The organism is Gilliamella sp. App2-1 (assembly GCF_001690255.1).
Lineage (GTDB): Bacteria > Pseudomonadota > Gammaproteobacteria > Enterobacterales > Orbaceae > Gilliamella > Gilliamella apicola_G.
Genome location: NZ_LZGR01000012.1, coordinates 70,277 through 90,977, shown reverse-complemented (window position 1 = coordinate 90,977; position 20,701 = coordinate 70,277). Strand labels below are relative to the sequence as shown.

The 20,701-nt window shown below is 36.6% G+C and carries 18 protein-coding genes, 1 pseudogene and 1 CRISPR repeat array (1 of these 20 only partly in view); of the genes and pseudogenes, 12 read left to right on the top strand and 7 right to left on the bottom strand.

Annotation, left to right across the window (positions count from 1 at the left end; all coding sequences use genetic code 11):
* Positions 1 to 68: 68 nt before the first annotated feature.
* The 4 genes from hemC to A9G22_RS01230 all read left to right on the top strand — a co-directional run bounded on the left by hemC (position 69) and on the right by A9G22_RS01230 (position 4,223).
* Complete coding sequence (gene hemC / locus A9G22_RS01245; RefSeq protein ID WP_065585826.1) at positions 69 to 989, top strand: hydroxymethylbilane synthase; 921 nt, start codon at positions 69 to 71, stop codon at positions 987 to 989.
* Complete coding sequence (locus A9G22_RS01240) at positions 986 to 1,714, top strand: uroporphyrinogen-III synthase (RefSeq protein WP_065585825.1); 729 nt, start codon at positions 986 to 988, stop codon at positions 1,712 to 1,714. The genes hemC and A9G22_RS01240 overlap by 4 nt, the downstream gene beginning before the upstream one ends.
* 126 nt (positions 1,715 to 1,840) lie before the next feature.
* The gene (locus tag A9G22_RS01235) at positions 1,841 to 3,313 is read left to right on the top strand and encodes a uroporphyrinogen-III C-methyltransferase (protein WP_075508189.1); all 1,473 of its coding nucleotides are present in this window, start codon (positions 1,841 to 1,843) and stop codon (positions 3,311 to 3,313) included.
* A 10-nt stretch (positions 3,314 to 3,323) separates the two neighbouring features.
* Positions 3,324 to 4,223, top strand: a complete 900-nt coding sequence (locus tag A9G22_RS01230; protein WP_075508188.1) for a heme biosynthesis HemY N-terminal domain-containing protein — start codon at positions 3,324 to 3,326, stop codon at positions 4,221 to 4,223.
* 107 nt (positions 4,224 to 4,330) lie between these two features.
* Here the strand turns inward: A9G22_RS01230 and A9G22_RS01225 are convergent, their stop codons facing one another.
* Both A9G22_RS01225 and A9G22_RS11735 read right to left on the bottom strand, forming a co-directional pair.
* On the bottom strand, positions 4,331 to 4,654 hold the full coding sequence (locus tag A9G22_RS01225; protein ID WP_075508187.1) for an AzlD domain-containing protein: 324 nt from the start codon (positions 4,652 to 4,654) through the stop codon (positions 4,331 to 4,333).
* Positions 4,651 to 5,348 (bottom strand): annotated as a pseudogene (locus A9G22_RS11735) (AzlC family ABC transporter permease). Before A9G22_RS11735 ends, A9G22_RS01225 begins: the two are co-directional and overlap by 4 nt.
* 226 nt (positions 5,349 to 5,574) lie before the next feature.
* Between A9G22_RS11735 and gmk the strand changes: the two are divergent.
* Positions 5,575 to 6,198 carry a guanylate kinase gene (gmk, locus tag A9G22_RS01215; protein WP_075508186.1) on the top strand — a complete coding sequence of 208 codons (624 nt, stop codon included), beginning with the start codon at positions 5,575 to 5,577 and terminating at the stop codon, positions 6,196 to 6,198.
* Positions 6,199 to 6,257: 59 nt separating this feature from the next.
* Here gmk and gloA read toward each other — a convergent pair whose 3' ends face one another.
* The gene (gene gloA, locus A9G22_RS01210) at positions 6,258 to 6,665 is read right to left on the bottom strand and encodes a lactoylglutathione lyase (protein WP_075508185.1); all 408 of its coding nucleotides are present in this window, start codon (positions 6,663 to 6,665) and stop codon (positions 6,258 to 6,260) included.
* Between the two features lie 213 nt (positions 6,666 to 6,878).
* Positions 6,879 to 7,379 carry a glycine zipper 2TM domain-containing protein gene (locus A9G22_RS01205; protein ID WP_065585819.1) on the bottom strand — a complete coding sequence of 167 codons (501 nt, stop codon included), beginning with the start codon at positions 7,377 to 7,379 and terminating at the stop codon, positions 6,879 to 6,881.
* 374 nt (positions 7,380 to 7,753) lie between these two features.
* Here A9G22_RS01205 and A9G22_RS01200 point away from each other — a divergent pair, with 374 nt between their 5' ends.
* The 3 genes from A9G22_RS01200 to yccS all read left to right on the top strand — a co-directional run bounded on the left by A9G22_RS01200 (position 7,754) and on the right by yccS (position 12,449).
* Positions 7,754 to 8,257 carry a hypothetical protein gene (locus A9G22_RS01200; protein WP_065585818.1) on the top strand — a complete coding sequence of 168 codons (504 nt, stop codon included), beginning with the start codon at positions 7,754 to 7,756 and terminating at the stop codon, positions 8,255 to 8,257.
* A gap of 100 nt (positions 8,258 to 8,357) precedes the next feature.
* On the top strand, positions 8,358 to 9,995 hold the full coding sequence (gene pgm, locus A9G22_RS01195) for a phosphoglucomutase (alpha-D-glucose-1,6-bisphosphate-dependent) (RefSeq protein WP_075508184.1): 1,638 nt from the start codon (positions 8,358 to 8,360) through the stop codon (positions 9,993 to 9,995).
* A 300-nt stretch (positions 9,996 to 10,295) separates the two neighbouring features.
* Positions 10,296 to 12,449, top strand: a complete 2,154-nt coding sequence (gene yccS, locus A9G22_RS01190; RefSeq protein WP_065585816.1) for a YccS family putative transporter — start codon at positions 10,296 to 10,298, stop codon at positions 12,447 to 12,449.
* Between the two features lie 60 nt (positions 12,450 to 12,509).
* Here yccS and nfo read toward each other — a convergent pair whose 3' ends face one another.
* Both nfo and yejK read right to left on the bottom strand, forming a co-directional pair.
* A complete protein-coding gene (gene nfo, locus A9G22_RS01185; protein WP_075508183.1) occupies positions 12,510 to 13,349 on the bottom strand; it encodes a deoxyribonuclease IV in 840 nt (279 codons plus the stop codon).
* 31 nt (positions 13,350 to 13,380) lie between these two features.
* Positions 13,381 to 14,385 (bottom strand): nucleoid-associated protein YejK, encoded by a 1,005-nt coding sequence (gene yejK, locus A9G22_RS01180; RefSeq protein ID WP_065585814.1) that lies wholly within the window; start codon positions 14,383 to 14,385, stop codon positions 13,381 to 13,383.
* A gap of 178 nt (positions 14,386 to 14,563) precedes the next feature.
* On the opposite strand from yejK, the gene A9G22_RS01175 reads away from it, so the two are divergent.
* A complete protein-coding gene (locus A9G22_RS01175; RefSeq protein WP_065585813.1) occupies positions 14,564 to 15,943 on the top strand; it encodes an MATE family efflux transporter in 1,380 nt (459 codons plus the stop codon).
* A gap of 170 nt (positions 15,944 to 16,113) precedes the next feature.
* Here the strand turns inward: A9G22_RS01175 and A9G22_RS01170 are convergent, their stop codons facing one another.
* The gene (locus tag A9G22_RS01170; protein WP_065585812.1) at positions 16,114 to 16,980 is read right to left on the bottom strand and encodes a YicC/YloC family endoribonuclease; all 867 of its coding nucleotides are present in this window, start codon (positions 16,978 to 16,980) and stop codon (positions 16,114 to 16,116) included.
* 158 nt (positions 16,981 to 17,138) lie between these two features.
* Between A9G22_RS01170 and rph the strand changes: the two genes are divergently transcribed.
* The 3 genes from rph (at position 17,139) to A9G22_RS01155 (ending at position 19,928) form a co-directional block, all read left to right on the top strand.
* Positions 17,139 to 17,855 (top strand): ribonuclease PH, encoded by a 717-nt coding sequence (rph, locus tag A9G22_RS01165; RefSeq protein WP_065585811.1) that lies wholly within the window; start codon positions 17,139 to 17,141, stop codon positions 17,853 to 17,855.
* A 13-nt stretch (positions 17,856 to 17,868) separates the two neighbouring features.
* Positions 17,869 to 18,516, top strand: coding sequence for an orotate phosphoribosyltransferase (gene pyrE, locus A9G22_RS01160; RefSeq protein WP_075508182.1), 648 nt, complete (start codon positions 17,869 to 17,871; stop codon positions 18,514 to 18,516).
* A gap of 314 nt (positions 18,517 to 18,830) precedes the next feature.
* On the top strand, positions 18,831 to 19,928 hold the full coding sequence (locus A9G22_RS01155) for a lactate oxidase (protein ID WP_075508181.1): 1,098 nt from the start codon (positions 18,831 to 18,833) through the stop codon (positions 19,926 to 19,928).
* Between the two features lie 335 nt (positions 19,929 to 20,263).
* Positions 20,264 to 20,701: a CRISPR direct-repeat array (repeat unit 28 nt; unit sequence TTTCTAAACTGCCTACACGGCAGTGAAC); it runs 187 nt beyond the window's last position.

The window sequence follows — 20,701 nt, the reverse complement described above, 5'->3', positions numbered from 1 at the left end:
TCAATCTGATATGCAAGTTACGCGGTAATACAAATCACCTAAGCAAAAAAGAAAAATAGAGAAATCAATTGAACATTCGCATTGCAACACGTAAAAGCCCATTAGCACTATGGCAAGCAAATTTTGTTAAGAAACAACTTTTAGCTGCTCATCCAAATTTGACGGTGGAATTGATTCCCATGGTCACTAAAGGCGATGTATTGTTAGATAGTCCACTATCAAAAATTGGCGGCAAAGGACTGTTTGTTAAACAACTTGAGCAAGCCATATTAAATAACGAAGCAGACATTGCCGTTCACTCTATAAAAGATATTCCTGTCGCGTTTCCTGAAGGGCTAACACTCGCCACTATTTGTAAGCGTGATGATGTGCGTGATGCGTTTATCTCAAATACATATTTAAGTTTAGATGAGTTACCAAATGGTGCTGTAATTGGTACATCAAGCCTACGACGTCAATGTCAGTTACGGGAAAAATACCCCCATTTACAAATTAAAGATCTTCGTGGTAATGTTGGCACTCGCTTAGCTAAACTTGATAATAAAGAATATGATGCCATTATTTTAGCTGCAGTTGGCTTAAAACGTTTATCATTAGAAGATAGAATCAAGCAGTATATTGATACAAACTTAATTTTACCCGCTGTTGGACAAGGCGCAATTGGCATCGAAACTCGAACAGATGATAAACAAATCCTAGAGGTTCTTTCTGTGCTTGATGATAAAAATAGTCGAGTTTGTATCGAAGCCGAAAGAACAATGAATAAAGCCTTACAAGGTGGATGCCAAGTGCCCATTGCTTGTTATAGCCAATTAAATAATGATGTCTTATCATTACAAGGTCTTGTTGGGCGCATTGACGGTTCTAAAATAGTCAAAGTTGCACTAACAGGTGATATAACTGAACCCGAAATGTTAGGGAAAGAATTAGCAAAACGTTTATTAGATCAAGGTGCAAAAGCAATATTACAGGAATTAAATGGCGGATGATTTATGTTACTAGACCCTCTCCAGAGGGTGAAAAACTCACCCAATTATTTAACCAAGCAAACCTGCCTGCACAGCATCTTCCATTTTTTAATATGTCACAAGGCAATGATCTACTCAATTTACAAGAGCAACTAAATCAACTTTTACCCAACGATATTGTCATCGTTGTGTCGCCACAAGTTACACATGTTATTAACGCTTACCTTCCCAATTTAATACTACCGGATAATATTCGTTATTATGCGATAGGTAAAAAGTCGGCAAAATTATTTAACCAATTTACCACTACAAAAGTCAATTATCCTGACAAAGAAAACAGCGAAGGACTATTAGCAAAACTTCAACAAGAACCGATTCAAAACCACACTATTTTAATTTTATGCGGTAATTCAGGTCGGCAATTATTAACGCAAACGCTAGAAAATCGAAAAGTCAAAGTAAAATCAATTGTTTGTTACTGCCGCGAATCGATTCCCTATCTGCCAAATATCTTATCTAGTAATATTAAAAAACAAATAATCATTATTACTAGCCTAGAACACCTAATCCAGCTTGAATTATATAGCAATCTTGAACATAAAACGCAGGCTAATCTTGTTGTAACCAGTCAACGAATCTTTGTAAAAGCCAAACAACTCAAATGGCAAAAAATTCTACTGGTCAATAGCGCAAATAATCAAAATCTTTTTAATGCGGTAACGATAAACTATCGTCATACCCAATAATTTAAATAAATTAGATGGTATATCATAGTTGATCAGTAAGACAATAATTAAAATTTATTTAAAACAATGTTAACTCTATGTCATAATGCCAATATAAATTTCTAACACATCTAGATGAGGTCATTTATGCCACCAAAATATTATGGTGCCAATGCAACACTTTCAACAATAAGCACAACTTCATTTAGTCAATCAACAATCACAGCGATTCAAAATGAAGTGAATAAGACTATGAAAGAAGATAAAAAAAATCCAGCAAACGCACAATCCAGCACAACAGTAGAATCTACAGCTCAGTCAAAAACTAATAATAGCAGTAACACCAATAACACAAACAACACGCCTGTTTCAAAACTATCGATTATTGCTATAGCATTAACCGTTTGCTTGGGGGGTTTTGGTTTTTATTATGGATACCAGCAAATTGAGAAGCAAAAAAAGACCATCTCAACCTTGCAAACTGAACTGGCCAATTTAAAACAAACAACTAAGCAAAGTATAACAACCGATTTGCAAAATAGTATTATCGAGGCTGCTAATAAACAAAATCAGCAATTTAACTTGTTAGAGCAACGTGTTAATCGAGAACTGGGTGATCAACAAAAATTACAACAACAATTAAGCAATCAAGTTAATGATGCATCAAAAATCACCGAGCAAAGCCTGCAAAACATCAATGAGCGCTTAGCGGCTATGTCAACTACCGATCATAATGTTTGGTTAATTTCACAAGCGAATTATTTAGTACATTTAGCAGGTCGAAAAATTTGGAATGACCAAGATTACACATCAGCCCGATTACTACTAAAAAGTGCCGATGAAAGTCTAGCCCAAGCTGATGACCCGAGTCTATTACCTGCACGACAAGCTATTAGTAAAGATATTAACTCACTCGCTCAAGTGAGCTTTATTGATACTGATGGTATTATTATGAATTTGATTGGTTTGTCTGAATCACTTACCGAATTACCATTAGTAGGTAATTACAAAGATCTTGATCTTGGCATGACCCAATATGCCGAAGATGCCACAAATACAGACGCCAATGTAACTAAAACAGAAAACGCTAGTGTAACAAATAACTACCAAACGAATACTAACAATATGACTGACGACGCTAACAATGACGTATCATCGGTCGGCGATTGGTCAGATAATTTGTTAAGCAATACCAAGACTTTTATGGATAAATTTATCACCATTGAAAAAATTGACGATAAAGATAACAACTTTAAAGCGTGCTTAGAACAAGCAGGCCTAGACGAAAAACAAATCGTCAAGTGCCAAATATTAAAAGCACCACTAAGTTTAGAACAATCACTTTACCTGCGAGAAAACATCCGCTTCCGCCTATTGATTGCAGCACAAGCGGTGCCAAGACATCAAGATCTTATTTACCAACGTGCGCTTAACGATACCGCAATTTGGGTTAATGCTTATTTTGATGGCAATGCACCAAGCGTTAAAGCGTTCATTAATGAACTCGAGAATTTACAAAGTCAATCAATCAGCAATCAAAATGTACCTGAAAACCTAACTAGCATTGGCAAGCTTGAAAAACTCATGCAAACCCGCGTTCGTTCAATGTTGACAAAATAGGAGAATAATGATGATAAAAATACTAATTATTTTCTTAGTGCTAGTTAGTGGATTCTTTCTTGGACCACTATTACAAGGACACCAAGGTTCAGCGGTATTTGAGTTTGCCAAGTATCGTGTCAGTATGTCGTTTAATTCATTTATGATACTTGAATTAATTGGCCTACTTTGCCTTTATTTAATTTATTGTTTTTTTAATAAAATTTTTAATTCTAAAACAGCATTTGGCAATTGGTTACGCTTAAAGTCACCTAAAAAATCGATAAAACGTATCGAACAAGCGCAAATCTTATTGCTAGAGGGTGATTATCAACAAGCCGCTAAACTATTCCTAAAAAGCGCTAAAGGAACAAAAAATACCGCCTTATCGTATTTACTTGCCGCGCAAGCCCAAATCGATAATGATGAATTAATTCCAGCCAACCAATCGCTGGAACAAGCTGCTAGAAGTTGCCAGCCTAAGGAGTTGTTTGCTTTTCAATTAGTGCAAATTAGATTGCAACTAAAAAACCGTGAATACACCGCCGCACGAATGACATTAGATCAGCTACTAAACGAAAAACCTCGTAATGCTGAAGTGCTTAAATTGGCTGATCAACTTTATTATGAAATAGGTGATTACCAAGCGATTATTGACCTATTGCCTGCAATGTATAAAGCTAAAGTGTATAGCGAATCGCAATTAGATCAATTTAAACAAGCAGCCTATATTGGTCGCATTAAGCAATTAGCAACTAATAGTGATGCACAATCACTCGTAAAATGGTGGAACTCACAACCAAAAGCTATTTTGAATAATATTACTTATCAAAAAGCGATGGTCAATTATCTTAACCAGCTAGGTGAAGATAGCCAAGCTGAAAAGCTATTAAAATCGATTAGCAAACTGGAACAAAAAGAAAGAACATAAAATGCATAAAAACAGGGTAATTGCCCTGTTTTATTTTAACTCACCATTCATTTTACAAAAATAACCATTAAAAATAATCGTTAAAAATCAGTTATCGATTGATATAATCAAATCATAAAATAGCAAATTAACGCCATAGAACACATACCTGCAACCACAATGCACATTAAATTCTTAGTCACAAAGGCAACAATTGTGGTTGGAATTGTTGCTAAGCAATATTCTACGTTAAAATCAGGAAAATGCCCTTCTTTTTTCACAAATAGATTTTGTACTAATAGTGCTGTTAAAATACATAAAGGTACATACGACAAGAACCGAATCACAGCATTGGGCCACTGCAACTTTCGAATCAACACAAATGGAATAACTCTTGGCAACCAAGTCACTAGGCCACAACCTAACATGATATATAAGCTATAAGTTGTCATGCATCACTATCCATTGCTATGCCCATAAAACAACTGCCAAAAGTGCTGATTAAAATTGCCATTTCGGGTAACATAAAACGTATTAATATAATCAGCATAACTGCAACGGTTAACATGGCTAAAAGTCGATTTTTAAGAATTTTGCTTTTATCGCCAAGCAATTGGAAATAGCGCAAACCCACAAACATGGCAACTAAAGCATAATCTAGACCAAATTGAGTCGGGTCTAGCAACCACTCACCAATTAAAGCACCAAACAAACAAGATAAAATCCAAGTAAGATAAGCAGTTAAATTAATACCATGCATCCAAGTGGCATAACCGGCACTTTATTGGTAATAGCATGCATTGCAACGGCAAAGCTTTCATCTGTCAATAAGCTACCAATATCAATATTATTTAACAAAGAGAATTTTCGAAAAGCGGGGCTGTTGCCATACTCATTAAAAAATGGCGTGAATTAACTAAAAAAAACAGTAAAAATAATGGCTGAAATGGGCGTTGCAACCATCATTAATCCAGTAATAATAAATTGTGCAGTCCCAGCATAAACAATGACAGCTAATAATGTCACTTCTAATACAGATAGATGAGCTGATTTACCTACTACACCGGCGGTAAATCCAATACCAATATAGCCAAGTAAAGTTGGAACACAAGCATAAACACCATCTTTAAATATTAAAGGCATCATAATTTCTTAACGATAACAAAATGTTACAATTTAATATTGGTTTATTGTAAATACGTAATAAGGCGTACTGATTGAGTTTATTATGTACTAATAACCTGAACACCAAATTAAACAGCTTAACTCACAATAAGCCACAATATATTGCCAAATTTTGCTATAATATCGCTTAACTAATATTAATGACAATCAAAAGAACGCAATAGCAATTAACGTGGCAAACATATCTATGTATACAGGAACTCTATTTATCATCTCTGCACCAAGCGGTGCGGGTAAATCAAGCCTTATTCAAGCTTATCTAACCCAAAAAAATCTGCATCAAGCCAAAGTATCCATTTCCCATACTACGCGCAACCCTCGCCCAGGCGAAGCTCATGGCGAACATTATTATTTTGTGGATCACAAACACTTTGAATCCTTAATTGAACAGCAGGCGTTTGTCGAATATGCTAACGTATTTGACAACTATTACGGTACATCTAAAGCCGAAATCGAACAAAGCCTATTACAAGGAATTAATGTTTTTTTAGATATTGATTGGCAAGGTGCGCGGCAAGTACGCAAAAAAATGCCTCAAGCAAAAAGCATATTTATATTGCCACCTTCGCTAAAAGAACTTGAAAATCGCCTTGTTAAACGCGGTCAAGATGATAGTAGTGTGATTGAAAAACGAATGCAAAAAGCGCAAGCCGAAATTTTGCATTATAGCGAATATGACTATGTCATTATTAATGACGATTTTGATACCTCATTACACGCCTTAAGTACAATTATTACCGCTGCTAGCCTAGAACAACCAAAGCAAGCTATCGTTAATAAGCAATTATTAAAAGATTTGTTAGGGGACTGATTCGAATTAAAATACAAAAAATATCGCTGATCTCTCGGCGATATTTTTTATAAAATAAATTAATGACCTAACGCTTTATCGGCCTGATCGTTTTGAATTAACTCTAACTTATAGCCATCAGGATCTTCAATGAAAGCAATAATAGTTGTGCCCCCTTTTACAGGCCCAGCTTCACGTGTTACTTTGCCTCCAGCTTGTTTTACATCATTACACATTTTAGCTACATCATCAACACCAATAGCAATATGACCAAACGCGGAACCATGATCGTATTTATCAGTATCCCAATTATAAGTTAATTCAATAACTGAACTGGTTGTTTCATCGCCATAACCCACAAAGGCTAATGAATATTTGTATTGTGTGTTTTCGCTAGTTCTTAACACTCGCATTCCCATTATACGAGTATAAAAATCGATTGAGCGCTGCAGATCGCCAACTCGGATCATAGTATGTAATATACGCATTGCTTTATTGTTCCTTATAACGATTAAGAATTGGGTTGAGTTTATACGTTAGTGTTTAGACAGGCAAATTTTTATTAAAGGTTTAGTGATTATGGATAAAAGACAAGCAACCATGACTAACTCAACTTAGCACGTTACTATGAAGATGAGCGAAAGTTACAGGTAAATTAGGGGCAATATACCCCCAAGAAAATTAAAAATAAAAATTAAGTATTATTCTCTTGAACCGTTATCATAACGTGGTGAAGCGCTAATTTTTTTACCATTAGTGACTAAACGAACAGGTTGTCCAGCATAAAAATTGTTAGCCGAACCTTTTTGTATAATAACAATATTTGAGCCATTTTCTTGTTTAATTTCTAACTCAACTGCACTGGCTTGACTCGTTTTATCTTGAATAGCATCACCTAAAATTGCGCCACCAATAGCACCAGTAGCTACAGCTAATACTCGTCCAGTACCATCACCAATAGTATTACCTAAAACGCCACCTAAAACAGCACCACCTAAGCTACCTGCTACATTTTCACTCTTACCATTTGACGCATTAGCTTGAATTTTAACTGGTCGTACTGAAACAACTGTACCATAACTCACTTGTTGAACTTGTTTTGCTTGATCCGCGGTATAAACATCGCCAGAATAAAGATCACTATTACTACATCCAGATAAGATTGCAGCTAAAACAGCTAATGTTATGATTTTTTTCATGATTTATTCCTCATATAATATTCGTATAAACTTGTTATATATTATTCAGCATAATATCGTTTTGAAAAAACGACAATAGCATTTTCATTATTTTATCAATAGTCAATACAATTTATGTTTAAGTTGAGTTATACTCAGCACAATAGTTTATCAAGCATGCAATGAGTATATGAAACGGTTATTTTTTCAATTAATATTATCAGTTATGATAATTGACAGTCATGATGTAAATCAAACGCCATAAAAACACGATAATGCGTTTTTTGAAAAGATATCAAATGATTGTTTAAATAACCAAACGGCTAAAGACTCGCATTTTGACAAAATTCCTGCTTTAGGATGTCCCGTAAAATAATTTAATAGGCATATGTAAAATAATGAAAACTATCGAAATAGACGAAGAATTATACCAATTTATTGCAGGCCAAACTAAACACATTGGCGAAGATGCATCAAGCATATTACGACGTTTATTGAATATAAACCAGCCGGCATTGGCAAAACAACAAACTATCGCACAAAAAGGAAATCACTATCCCCTTTTTAATGACTTATTAACGAGTGACACCTTCACAAACGAAAAATCCATTATTAGTCGCTTTTTATTATTGCTTAGTGCTTTGTATAATTATAACCCTGCACTTTTTGCCATTGCCGCTACATCATTACATGGCAGCAAACGACAATATTTGGCCAAAGATAAACAATTACTTGAAACATCTGGCAAAAACACTAAGCCCCGCGAAATCATTGGCACGCCTTATTGGGTTATTAGTAACACTAATACTGCCAGAAAGCTGTATATTATTGAATCTATAATGAGTGACATGGGTATATCTGAAACCATGATAAATCAAGTCACCAATGCTTTTTTACCTTAACGGTTAAATAAAAAATATAAAGCTAAAAACGTGATATTCACTCAAGCAATTCATGTTTTTAGCCGTATAAAAATATTATTTTATGAAAAAGGAGTAAAAAATGGCCAAGCAAAACCGCGCAGGAATGTTAGCACAACCATCGGATCTTATTAACGTTGAAACATTACGCAATAATTATTACCAAATCCAACCTGATACGGATAATGCTAGCCAATTAGTTATTTTTGGCACATCAGGCCATCGAGGGAGTTCAAACAAAGGTACATTTAATGAGGCACATATCTTAGCCGTTGCCCAAGCGATTGCCGAATACCGTAAAACCAATAATATTACGGGTCCCTGCTTTATTGGACAAGACACCCATTCCCTATCAGAACTTGCACTAAAATCAGTGCTTGAAGTGTTTGCGGCTAACCAACAAACCGTAGTTATGGCGCATGATTGGGGCTATACACCAACGCCTGTCATTTCGCATGCTATTTTGACCTATAATCAGGGCAAACAATCACAACTGGCAGATGGCATTGTAATCACTCCATCGCATAACCCACCAGAAGATGGTGGTATAAAATATAACCCTATCAATGGCGGACCTGCGGATACAGACATCACCAAACAAATTGAAAATCGCGCTAACGAACTACTAAAAAACAAATTAAATGGTGTGAAACGTATTACCTTAGATAAGGCTATAAATTCAAATTATATCCACAATAAAGAATATGAAACTGATTATATTAATGATCTTGAAAGCATCTTAGATCTGTCGCTTATCAAATCATCATCGCTCAAAATTGGGGTTGATCCACTCGGTGGTGCAGGCATTACTTACTGGCCACGAATTGCCGAAAAATATGGTATTAACCTTGATATTGTCAATAATAATGTCGATCCAACCTTCAGCTTTATGCATCTAGATCATGACGAAGTGATTCGCATGGACTGCTCAAGCCGTTGGGCGATGGCAGGGCTATTAACATTAAAAGATCAATTTGATTTGGCTTTTGGCAATGACACTGACTTTGACCGTCATGGCATTGTAACGCCAAAAGGACTAATGAATCCAAATGCCTATCTTTCAACCTGTGTTAATTACTTGTTCCAAAACCGTCCACAATGGCACAAAAATATCGCGATTGGTAAAACGCTTGTCACAAGCTCGATGATTGACCGCGTGGCAAATAGCTTGAACAAACAGTACCTAGAATACCCAGTTGGCTTTAAATGGTATGCCGATGGGCTTTACCACGGCAAACTTGGTTTTGCAGGCGAAGAAAGCGCAGGCGCATCGTTTTTAAGAACTAACGGCAAAGTTTGGACAACCGATAAAGACGGTATTATTTTATGCCTACTTGCTGCCGAGATGACAGCTAAATTAGGTAAAAACCCACAAGAACAGTATCAAGAACTCGAAGCTAAATTTGGGGTTTCTTATTATGGACGAATTCAAGCACCGGCATCGTTTAGTGAAAAACAAAAACTAGCCAAACTTGATGCTAGTCAATTAACTACTGACAAACTCGCCGGCGAAAAGATCATCCAATGCCTAACGACTGCGCCAGCTAATAATGCGCCAATTGGTGGACTTAAAGTAATCACAGAAAATGGCTGGTTTGCCGCTCGCCCTTCAGGCACAGAAGATGCCTACAAAATTTATGCTGAAAGCTTTATAAGCAACGAGCATTTAAATACACTTCAACAAGAAGCGCAAGAAATTGTGGCAAAAGTGATTAAATAACCGCTCAAAACACAATAAATAACAGCAGCCATATGGTTGCTGTTATTAGGTTAGGTTGGTTTAGGACGTTTTAAGTTTTGAGGTCAAAATAGCTACGGTCACCACGTCCACAACCTAGCCAAAAACAAATAATTTTTTAGAAAGCACTTAAAACACGTCAAAAGACTTCAGGTTTACCATTGATTTTATTTAAATTTTTATTTGTCTTGTATATTTAAAAAAATAAACAACTCTTCCCCAAATCCCCACAATATAGTATCCTACTGGTTATCATTTGAACTCACACAAAACCCATATACCGTGCACGCATTTACTTTGACATTACGTAAAGTCTTTTACAGTAGTAATCTTCTTTTTAGCCTTCGGATGTTAATTAGTTTAACAGGTTCGACTTTGGTTCCATGGTATTTTGGGTACACTTCGCTTGTGATTCCTCTTACACTTGGCGTTGTAGCAGCAGGTTTGACCGAGATCGATACGCGTTTATTAAGCCGCTGTATTAATTTAGTCCTTACGTTGATCTGTTTTACTATTGCGACGTTTTCGGTCGAATTGTTATTTGATTATCCTATATTGTTTATTATTGGTTTAGTATCTTCGACGTTTATTTTTATTATGCTTGGATCGCTTGGGCAACGTTATGGAGTAATTGCCTTTGGCTCACTTTTGATTGCCGCTTATACTATGCTTGGGCATAATTTATATACCGATAATTATACCTTGCCTTGTTTTTTGTTGCTCGGTGCACTTTGGTATAATGTTGTTTCGTTAATTGAATCTATCATCCAACCCATTCGTACAACCCAACAATCGTTATCGATGTGTTTTATTCATTTGGCTCAATATCTTGATGCTAAGGCAGCAATGTTCGATCCAGATGAGTCAGATGGATTTAAAAAGCAAACTTTGCAGTTAACCGATAGCAATAATCAATTAATTAGTGCTTTTAATAACACCAAGCGCTCACTATTTAATCGCTTAAAGAGTTATCGTGGACAAGCTTATATTAGAAAGATGCTTAGCTATTATTTTGTGGCGCAAGATATTCATGAACGTGCAAGTTCGGCGCATGGGCATTATCAGGCGCTGAGTGTGCATTTTAAGCATAGTGATATTTTATTTCGGTTTGCACGTATTTTAAATTTACAAGCTAAGGCTTGTGCACAACTGGCAATGGCAATTAAGCTAAATCAAACTTATCAGCATGATCCGTTGTTTTCGCGTTATTTTTTGTACCTTGAAGAGGCAATTAATCAGTATCACGCAAGCAATAAGGCCGATATGATAATGGTGAAGGCGCTAAGAAGTTTACATCAAAATTTGCTGTCTATCGATCTGTTACTTGCCAATATTGATACCGAGCAGCATTTGTCAAAAGCGCAAGAAGATAATCAGTTAATTGATGAGGAGTTAACTCGTTTTCATGATATTTTTGTCAAAATCAAAGGAAATGTGACGGTTAAGTCCGCACTGTTTCGCCACGCAATTCGTATGTGTGTGGTATTTTTTGTGGGTTATATGGTCATTTGTTTTTCTAATTTACCACATGGGTATTGGATTATTTTAACCAGCTTATTTGTGTGCCAGCCTAACTATTCTACCACAAAGCATCGGTTAAAATTGCGCGTAATAGGCACTATTTTAGGGATTACAGTGGGTATTCCGTTAACATTTTTGTTTCCAAGCGTACCTGAACAATTAGTGTTAATTATTATTACCGGTTGGCTATTTTTTCTATTTAAGAATTCTCAATACGCTTATGCTACGGCGTTTATTACGTTACTGGTGTTTTTTAGCTTTAGTTTGATTGGTGAAAGCAGTATAGACGTAGCGGTTTCGCGCATTATTGCAACATTGATTGGTTGTTTTATTGCTTGGTTTGCAGTGAGCTTTATTTGGCCTGACTGGCAGTTTAGAAATCTACCTAAACTTGTCGATCGTGTTTGTCATGACGATAGCCATTACTTGGCGTTAATTGGGCGTCAGTATTTGTCTGGCAAAACTAATGATCCGCAATATCGATTAGCAAGACGAGCAGCGCATGATAGTAATGCGGATTTATCCTCTTTAATTAGTTTGATGACTAAAGAGCCGCATATGAATCCAGCAGCTATTGATCAGGGATTTCGTTTATTGACACTGAATCATACGTTGATTAGTTATCTTTCAACTTTAGGTGCCCACCGTGATAAGTGTATTTCAAAACAGACACTCGATCTGTTTGATGATTTGTCAGTCTATATTATTAATCTGTTAAGCGATAAAAAGTTGGACGGCGAATACCAACCCATTAAAAAGTCCGTGACCGATTATATTGAGACAATTTCGGTTCTTTCGACTGATGATGAGAAAGCCAATAATGATCTGTTAGTGATGCAACAATTGGCTTTAATTTTAGATATTCTGCCCGAGGTTATTGAGCTGGTTACCATACTTGATACAAAAACGACATAGAGCATTTTTTAAATCGCTGTCTATTATTCGCCTTTATGACTAACTAGTTTTTTATTGCAATTAACATTGCTCCTTTAACCAGCTTATTTCTTGCGCCCAGATATCGGGATCGATGGTTTCTAAGATAAGAGGAATTTCGTCAATTCTTGGATCTTGCATTATATATTTAAATGCAGTTTCACCAATATTGCCTTTGCCTAAACTGTGATGGCGATCGACATGACTGGCAAATTCACTTTTAGCATCGTTTAAGTGCATGCCTCGCAAGTATTGGAATCCAACAATTTTTTCAAATTCGGCAAAGGTCTCTTGGCAAGCTTTTTCAGTGCGCAAGTCATAGCCAGCAGCAAAGGCGTGGCAAGTGTCAATACAAACGCCAACTCGGCTTTTGTCTTCAATTTGGTCAATGATCTGGGCAAGATGTTCAAATTTATAGCCTAAGTTAGATCCTTGTCCGGCAGTATTTTCAATAACAGCAACGACATTTTGTGTTTTATCAAGCGTGATATTAATCGATTCGGCAATACGTGCTAAACATTCATCAACCGAAATCTGTTTTAAGTCACTACCTGGGTGAAAATTAAGTAATGTCAGTCCTAGCTGTTCGCACCGTTGCATTTCGTCTAAAAAGGCGGTGCGAGATTTTTCAAGCTGTTCTCGATCTGGATGACCTAAATTAATTAAGTAACTATCGTGCGGTAAGATCTGTTTGCTAGTAAAGCCATACCTTTCACAACGCTTTTTGAAGCTGTCGATGACTGTGGTCTCAAGCGGTTTAGCGTGCCATTGTCGTTGATTTTTGGTAAATAGCGCAAATGCGGTTGCGCCAATTTGGTAAGCGTTAATTGGGGCATTATCTACCCCACCTGCTGCACTTACATGTGCACCAATGTATTTCATGTTTTGTCCTAATAACGTTGTTGGTTGATAATTAGTTGGAACCGCTATTGCGTTGTAGCTGATCACGTAAATTAGGTGGAATCCCTTTAATCACTAGAGAATCAGTTTGCGGATCCCACTTAATGCGCTCACCTAATAAATTCGAATCGAAGCTTAATGTTAATCCCCCACCACTACCTGAGAATTTTTTAAGCTGACGCAGTGCACTACGATCAACAGGAAACGTTTCTTCTAAATCATATTCACTGTTTTTAATAAATTCAATAAAGTTATTGTCAACACTGGCAGGTAGTTCGTTGGCCAAATTTTTCAGTTCAATTTCTTCACCTGCTTGTAATTGGGCTTGGCAGTAGTTGTAAACGTTTTCGCGCACGCTGGTTTTGTCTTGCTTGTCAAATTGCATTTCTTGGCAGTAATCATCAACCGCTTTAACCAGTGTTTTATTTTGCGCTTTTGTATCTAATCCCTCACTTGCACCTAAATAGTCCATAAAAAAGTCAGATACTTTGCGCCCGACTCGTCCTTTTAGAAAGGTCAAATATCGCTTTGAGTCGGCTTGGGTTTCCCATTCGGTGATGTCTATACGGGCAATAATATCGGCATGATCAATATCTAGGTATTGTGTTTCGCTGATATCTAAGTCTTCATTAACTAGCATACTTAAACAACTATTTAAAACCGCAATAATCAAGTATTCAACCGCCAAATAACGATACTGGCAAAATACTACTGTTCCCCCTTCCGCAAAAGGGTATTTGGCTAGTTCATTGCGCAGTTGTTTGGTGGATTCTTGGCTAAAATGTAAGAAGTTTTGATTGCCAAGGCGTAGTTCTTTAAGTGATTGTTCAAATAAACTGTCGCTATTAAATAGTCCATAGGCTTTGCTTTTGTTGTTGTAGATACGGTTGATATCTTCAATTAGATTAACAACTGCTTGCTCACTACCTAACATTGACTCACGCAGTTGTAATTCGATTTCGGTATCGCTTTTTCTAATTAATTTATGTAGTACGATCTTTTCTAATTGTACGCTCATTGTGGGATTCCTGTTTGGATCGCGAAAAATTAGCGACTATTTTATCAAAGCGCTAAAAAAGTGCTATCAACAATTAATAAGTCTGATAGACTAATAGTCCCTAAATTGCAAAATTATACTTAAACATATACCTTATCTGAAACTTTTTAACAATATCTAACAGTGGGAATTAAAAAATATGATGAAATCTCACGATATTTATCATGATTTTGGGCATAAAAAAGTTAGCGCTTTATTTTGGCAATATGCGTTACCAGCAATTATCGGTACAATTGTTAATACACTTTATAATATTATTGATGGTATTTTTATTGGGCATTGGATCGGGCGCGAGGCGTTAAGTGCCGCCGGTCTTATTTTGCCGGTAATGAATTTAGCTGCGGCAATTGGTATGTTAGTTGGGATCGGTTCAGCCAGTCGAATTTCGATTTTTTTAGGTCGGGGTGAAAACGAAAAAGCCGAAAAAGTCGCCGGAACCTCGTTTATATTAACTGCAATATTGAGCGGAATTACACTTTCATTATTGCTCTACTTTGTAGATCCAGTGTTACACTTTGTTGGTTCAAGCCCTGTTAATCATGTTTACGCTAAAGAGTTTTTAGAGATTTTTTTACCTGGTAGTATCTTTTTAACGCTCACGTTTAATTATAACAATATGATGCGTGCCAGCGGTTATCCCTTTAAAGCCATGGTGACTATGTTTGTCAGTGTGATTGCCAATATTATTTTGGCGCCAATTTTTATTATTGGCTTAGATTGGGGAATGCATGGTGCGGCACTGGCAACTACACTGTCCATGATGATCAGTTTTGCTTTTGTTATGCAGCATTTTTTAAATAAAAATAGTAATATCAAGCTTTATCGCCGCAACTTTAAGCTTGATCTGTCAATTGCAAAATCTGTTATATCAATTGGCTTATCGCCTTTTTCAATGCAAATGGCCGCGTCAATTGTCGTAGTATTCATTAACTGGCAACTTAATCGTTATGCACCGCTTGCTAACGTATCGGGCGATGATTCAATTGCCGCTTTTTCTAATGCTAATCGACTTATAACGTTAGTCATTATGATTGTGATCGGTATTAACCAAGGTATGCAACCCATTATTGGTTATAATTATGGTGCTAAAAATTATGATCGAGTTAAAAATACCTTTTTTTATGCGGTTAAAGTGGCAACGGTGGTGACTTCGCTCGGTTTTGTGCTTGGATTTTTTATTCCTGATACATTGGTACGTGCATTTAGTTCAGAAGAAGATCTTGTTGCCCTATCAGCCATTGCGCTACGCTTTACTACGCTGTCTTTTGCTTTTGTTGGCTTTCAAATGGTGACAACGAGCTTTTTCCAATGTATAGGCATGGCAAAAATTTCTATTTTATTAAGTCTTTCAAGGCAAATTTTGATCTTATTACCAGCACTTTATATTTTGCCATTATTTTTTGGCTTTGATGGTGTTTGGACTGCTGCACCTACGGCTGATCTGTTATCAACCGGTACGGCTTGTATTGTGCTTTATTGGTATTTTAAATCTATTAAAAATAGACATTATTGTAATTAATAATGGTCACTTAATACAAAGATAGATTACATCAACAGGGGCGAAATGCCCCTTAATATTTTATTAGACAAAATTAGCAACAAAAAAGATAAAGAAGATTCCAATATAAATGCAAAGTTTATTACATTTATATTGGGGGGTGTACTAATAAATAATTTTAAAAAATAAAATTATTCAATGTTTTGCACTTGTTCTCTAATCTGTTCTATTAAGACCTTCAATTCTATAGCGCTAGCAGTCACATCCGCATTAATTGATTTAGAGGCTATAGTATTCGATTCTCGATTAAATTCTTGCATCATAAAGTCTAATCTGCGTCCTATAGCTTCGTTTTTCTTTAAGATTGAGTAAGTTTCTTTAACATGCGTCATTAACCGATCAAGCTCTTCGGCAACGTCAATTCGCTGAGCAACCATGACTATTTCTTGCTCTAAGCGCGAATGATCAAGTTCAATATTAGCTTCAGCTAATTTACTTTTTAAGCGTTCTTTTTGCCACTCAAGTATTTGAGGCATCCAAGCACGAATCTTATCGATTTCTACAGTAATGGCTTCTAAGCGTTTAACAATTAAATCACTCAGTGCTTTACCTTCACGCTCACGAACGACGATAAATTCGTCGATAGCTGAATCAAGCAGCGCTAAAATTTCTTGTGAGATAGTATCAAGATTTTGTTCTTTTGCCGATAACACTCCCGGCCAACGCAACACATCAATCGGGTTGACTTGACCTGATTGATGTGTTGTTTGAATCCAGGTCGCTGCATCTAAAATTTGCTTGGCAAGATCTTGATTTAATGACAGTTCTTGATTCTGCGCAGTTGGATCTAATTCAAAGCGTAAATTACATTCAATTTTGCCTCGAGTTAATCGATTGCGCAGTCTTTCGCGGATTATCGGTTCGAGTGAGCGAAACTGTTCCGGTAGGCGAATATAGGTTTCTAAATAACGTTGGTTAACTGAACGGAGTTCCCATGAGGCAGTTCCCCAAGGTTGATTTAACTCTTTTCTGGCATAAGCGGTCATGCTGGAAATCATAATTGCTTCCTAAATTTGTAAAAAACTTACTGGGCATTGTATCACATATTCTGTATAATACGCTCTTAGCTTAGGCTAAACATCAACCATATCTTGTTGATGTCCTCCTAAATAATTAGTTCAAAAATATTTTTTAATTGTAACAGTTGGAGAATTGCATGCGCCCGTCTGGTCGATCTGCGGAACAAGTCCGCCCTATCAAAATAACCCGTCATTATACTAAGCATGCAGAAGGTTCTGTATTAGTTGAATTTGGTGAAACTAAAGTACTTTGTAATGCTACTATTGATGAAGGTGTGCCACGTTTTTTAAAAGGTCAAAACCAAGGTTGGGTAACGGCTGAATATGGCATGCTACCGCGTGCAACCCATTCACGCACCCAGCGCGAAGCGGCTAAAGGCAAACAAACCGGTCGCACTATGGAAATTCAACGCCTTATTGCCCGTTCACTACGCGCCATGATTGACCTTAAATTATTAGGCGAATACACCATCACGTTAGATTGCGATGTCATTCAAGCCGATGGTGGCACTCGAACGGCGTCAATTACTGGTGCTTGTGTGGCACTTAATGATGCAATCAACAAAATGGTTGAAGAAGGTAAAATAAAGCAAAATCCAATTAAATCATTGGTTGCTGCTGTTTCTGTCGGTATTGTCGATGGTCAAGCGGTCTGTGATCTAGAATATATAGAGGATTCAAACGCAGAAACCGATATGAATATTGTGATGACTGACGATGGACGTATGATTGAAGTGCAAGGCACTGCCGAAGGCGAACCATTTAGTCATGACGAATTATTAAAACTGTTAGCGCTAGCAAAAAGTGGCATTGCAACCATTATTGATGCTCAAAGACAGGCCTTAAAAGAGTAATTGGAGAAAATCGATGAAATCATATAAAAGTGAATTTATTGAATTTGCTTTAAATAGGCAAGCATTAAAATTTGGTGAATTCACCTTAAAATCAGGACGTAAAAGCCCCTATTTTTTTAATGCAGGATTGTTTAATACCGGTAAAGATCTAGCTTTATTAGGTCGTTTTTACGCAGCTGCTCTCATGGATGCCAACTTAGAATACGATGTCATTTTTGGCCCAGCTTATAAAGGTATTCCTATTGTTTCATCAACCGTTGTTGCACTCTCTGAACATCATAATATCGATGTGCCTTATTGCTTTAACCGCAAAGAAGCCAAAGACCACGGTGAAGGTGGTAACTTAGTAGGTAGTTCGATCTATCAGCAACGCGTTATGCTGGTTGATGATGTTATTACCGCCGGTACCGCAATTCGGGAATCGATGAGAATATTAGAAGATAACCAATCTAAACTCGCTGGCGTACTGATTTGTCTAGACCGTCAAGAAAAAGGTCGTGGTGAACTTTCCGCAATTCAAGAAATTAAACAAACTTATCACTGTGATGTTATTTCCATTATTACGCTTGATGATTTAATCCAATACCTTTACCAAGATCCGTCACGAAAAGATCAAGTCACACAAGTTGAAGCTTATCGGGCTGAGTATGGGATAAAATAAGCTATTAGTATTTGAATATACAATAACAATATATAATTATTAGAAAACCTCGAATAATATCGAGGTTTATTTTTTGGTTTAGCAAAAAAATAAGCTTTTTATTGAATCTCTTTACAGCAAACTAAAAAAATCCAAATAACTGCATTACTATTTTCTTTATATTTCAGGCTGTGATCTGTACTTAAAAAAGTTTCTACAAAGATGAATATAAAAAAGTGCTATTTTGTCAGAAATGAATTTTATTTAATTTTAAATAAAAAATAGCTGTGATATAACCATACTGTTGTATTAACTCTCATAATTAGGAGCGAATCATGTCATACCATACAAGTAATGAAGAACACGCTATAGAGATTGTTAATCTTGCTTCTTTAGAAGCATTAGTCAAAGTCAGAATGGAAGCAGGTGCTTTTGGTTATATCCGTGGAGGTGCGGAAGACGAATGGACAATGCGAGAAAATACCTTAGCGTTTAATCGCAAAAAAATTGTTCCTCGGGTATTGCAAGGTATTGATCATGCAGATTTATCAACAAAATTATGGGATATATCATTAAAAACACCCATTATTCAAGCACCTTCAGCTGCCCAAGGATTGGCTCATGAACAAGGCGAAAAGGATACCGCTAAAGGCGTCGCTGCCGCTGGTTCTATTTTCTGTATTAGTACTTATGCAAATACCTCTATTGAAGATGCCGCAAATGCGGCGCCCAATGTTCCGTATTTTTTTCAACTCTATATGAGTAAAGATGATGATTTTAACCGTTTTATTATCGATAAGGCTGTTAAAGCAGGCGCAAAAGCAATCATTCTAACAGTCGATTCAACGTTAGGCGGTTATCGCGAAGAGGATATCGTCAATAAATTTCAATTTCCACTCCCTATGAAAAATCTCAGTGCTTACAGCCAATCAAACGGCAATGGCGATGGTTCAGGTAAAGGCATTAGCGAAATTTATGCCGCAGCAAAACAAGGTATCGTTCCTTCTGATATTCAAAAAATTAAAGATATGGCAAATTTACCTATTATTGTAAAAGGCATTCAGTCACCTGAAGATGCATCCATTGCAATATCTGCTGGAGCTGACGGAATTTGGATATCAAATCATGGTGGAAGACAATTAGATGGCGCTCCCGCTTCATTTGAGGTATTACCTAGTATTTCAGCTGCTGTTGCTAAACGTGTTCCAATCATTTTTGACAGCGGTATACGCCGTGGCGAACATGTATTTAAAGCTTTAGCAAGTGGCGCTGATCTTGTTGCTATTGGACGCCCTATTCTTTATGGTCTAAATTTAGGTGGAGCTGAGGGAGTAAAATCCGTCTTTGATCATCTTAACAAAGAACTGTCTATTACCATGCAATTAGCTGGCACAAAAACGATCGAAGATATTAAAAATACCCTATTAATATAATGGTTAGAAATTACTTGCTTCGGTTACAGTAGTAAAAAAATGACTCTAATAAATATATAAAAAAACAACGCCATATCATCAACAAGTGTTATGGCGATGATATAAAAAAATAGCCGTCATTGATTTGGCTAAACGTATTATGACCCGTTGCTATCTACCCCCAAAAGACCTCATGAAACATCAACTAACATGATTTCCATTGCATATACAACACAAAAACAAGCGGCGTAATTATTTATTAAGTTGTATGCTCATTATGAAATATTTACACAACTGTTACGTTTTAGGCTATATTTTTGTAAAAAATATTCAGGATTCTATACCGTTTCGTGATGAATTAAAACTGCCTATACGGCAGTGAACATCGGGTATCAGGAATTTTTTTTCGGGTATCATTTCTAAACTGCCTACACGGCAGTGAACAGCCACATGCAATATATTGTCCTGTTCGCTTTTTTCTAAACTGCCTACACGGCAGTGAACGTTTCCAGCGTAATTTGGGTGCCGGTTGAGCTTTTCTAAACTGCCTACACGGCAGTGAACATATTGCGTGAGCTAATCCATTATAACTAATCTTTCTAAACTGCCTACACGGCAGTGAACTGATATTCTATATCTGTATAAACCCAGTCATGTTTCTAAACTGCCTACACGGCAGTGAACTGCTGTAAACAAAAGGCTAAACCGTGGAATTTTTTCTAAACTGCCTACACGGCAGTGAACCGTTTACACTATGCGAGAGCTCAAATGGCAGCTTTCTAAACTGCCTACAC

Coding starts and splice junctions, on each gene's coding strand:
- nfo (WP_075508183.1), bottom strand. CDS start 13,349: ATGAAATACATTGGTGCACATGTAAGTGCAGCAGGTGGGGTAGATAAT.
- pgm (WP_075508184.1), top strand. CDS start 8,358: ATGGCCAAGCAAAACCGCGCAGGAATGTTAGCACAACCATCGGATCTT.
- gmk (WP_075508186.1), top strand. CDS start 5,575: ATGTATACAGGAACTCTATTTATCATCTCTGCACCAAGCGGTGCGGGT.
- A9G22_RS01200 (WP_065585818.1), top strand. CDS start 7,754: ATGAAAACTATCGAAATAGACGAAGAATTATACCAATTTATTGCAGGC.
- pyrE (WP_075508182.1), top strand. CDS start 17,869: ATGAAATCATATAAAAGTGAATTTATTGAATTTGCTTTAAATAGGCAA.
- A9G22_RS01175 (WP_065585813.1), top strand. CDS start 14,564: ATGATGAAATCTCACGATATTTATCATGATTTTGGGCATAAAAAAGTT.
- A9G22_RS01225 (WP_075508187.1), bottom strand. CDS start 4,654: ATGACAACTTATAGCTTATATATCATGTTAGGTTGTGGCCTAGTGACT.
- gloA (WP_075508185.1), bottom strand. CDS start 6,665: ATGCGTATATTACATACTATGATCCGAGTTGGCGATCTGCAGCGCTCA.
- A9G22_RS01155 (WP_075508181.1), top strand. CDS start 18,831: ATGTCATACCATACAAGTAATGAAGAACACGCTATAGAGATTGTTAAT.
- A9G22_RS01230 (WP_075508188.1), top strand. CDS start 3,324: ATGATAAAAATACTAATTATTTTCTTAGTGCTAGTTAGTGGATTCTTT.
- A9G22_RS01170 (WP_065585812.1), bottom strand. CDS start 16,980: ATGATTTCCAGCATGACCGCTTATGCCAGAAAAGAGTTAAATCAACCT.
- yejK (WP_065585814.1), bottom strand. CDS start 14,385: ATGAGCGTACAATTAGAAAAGATCGTACTACATAAATTAATTAGAAAA.
- A9G22_RS01235 (WP_075508189.1), top strand. CDS start 1,841: ATGCCACCAAAATATTATGGTGCCAATGCAACACTTTCAACAATAAGC.
- rph (WP_065585811.1), top strand. CDS start 17,139: ATGCGCCCGTCTGGTCGATCTGCGGAACAAGTCCGCCCTATCAAAATA.
- A9G22_RS01240 (WP_065585825.1), top strand. CDS start 986: ATGATTTATGTTACTAGACCCTCTCCAGAGGGTGAAAAACTCACCCAA.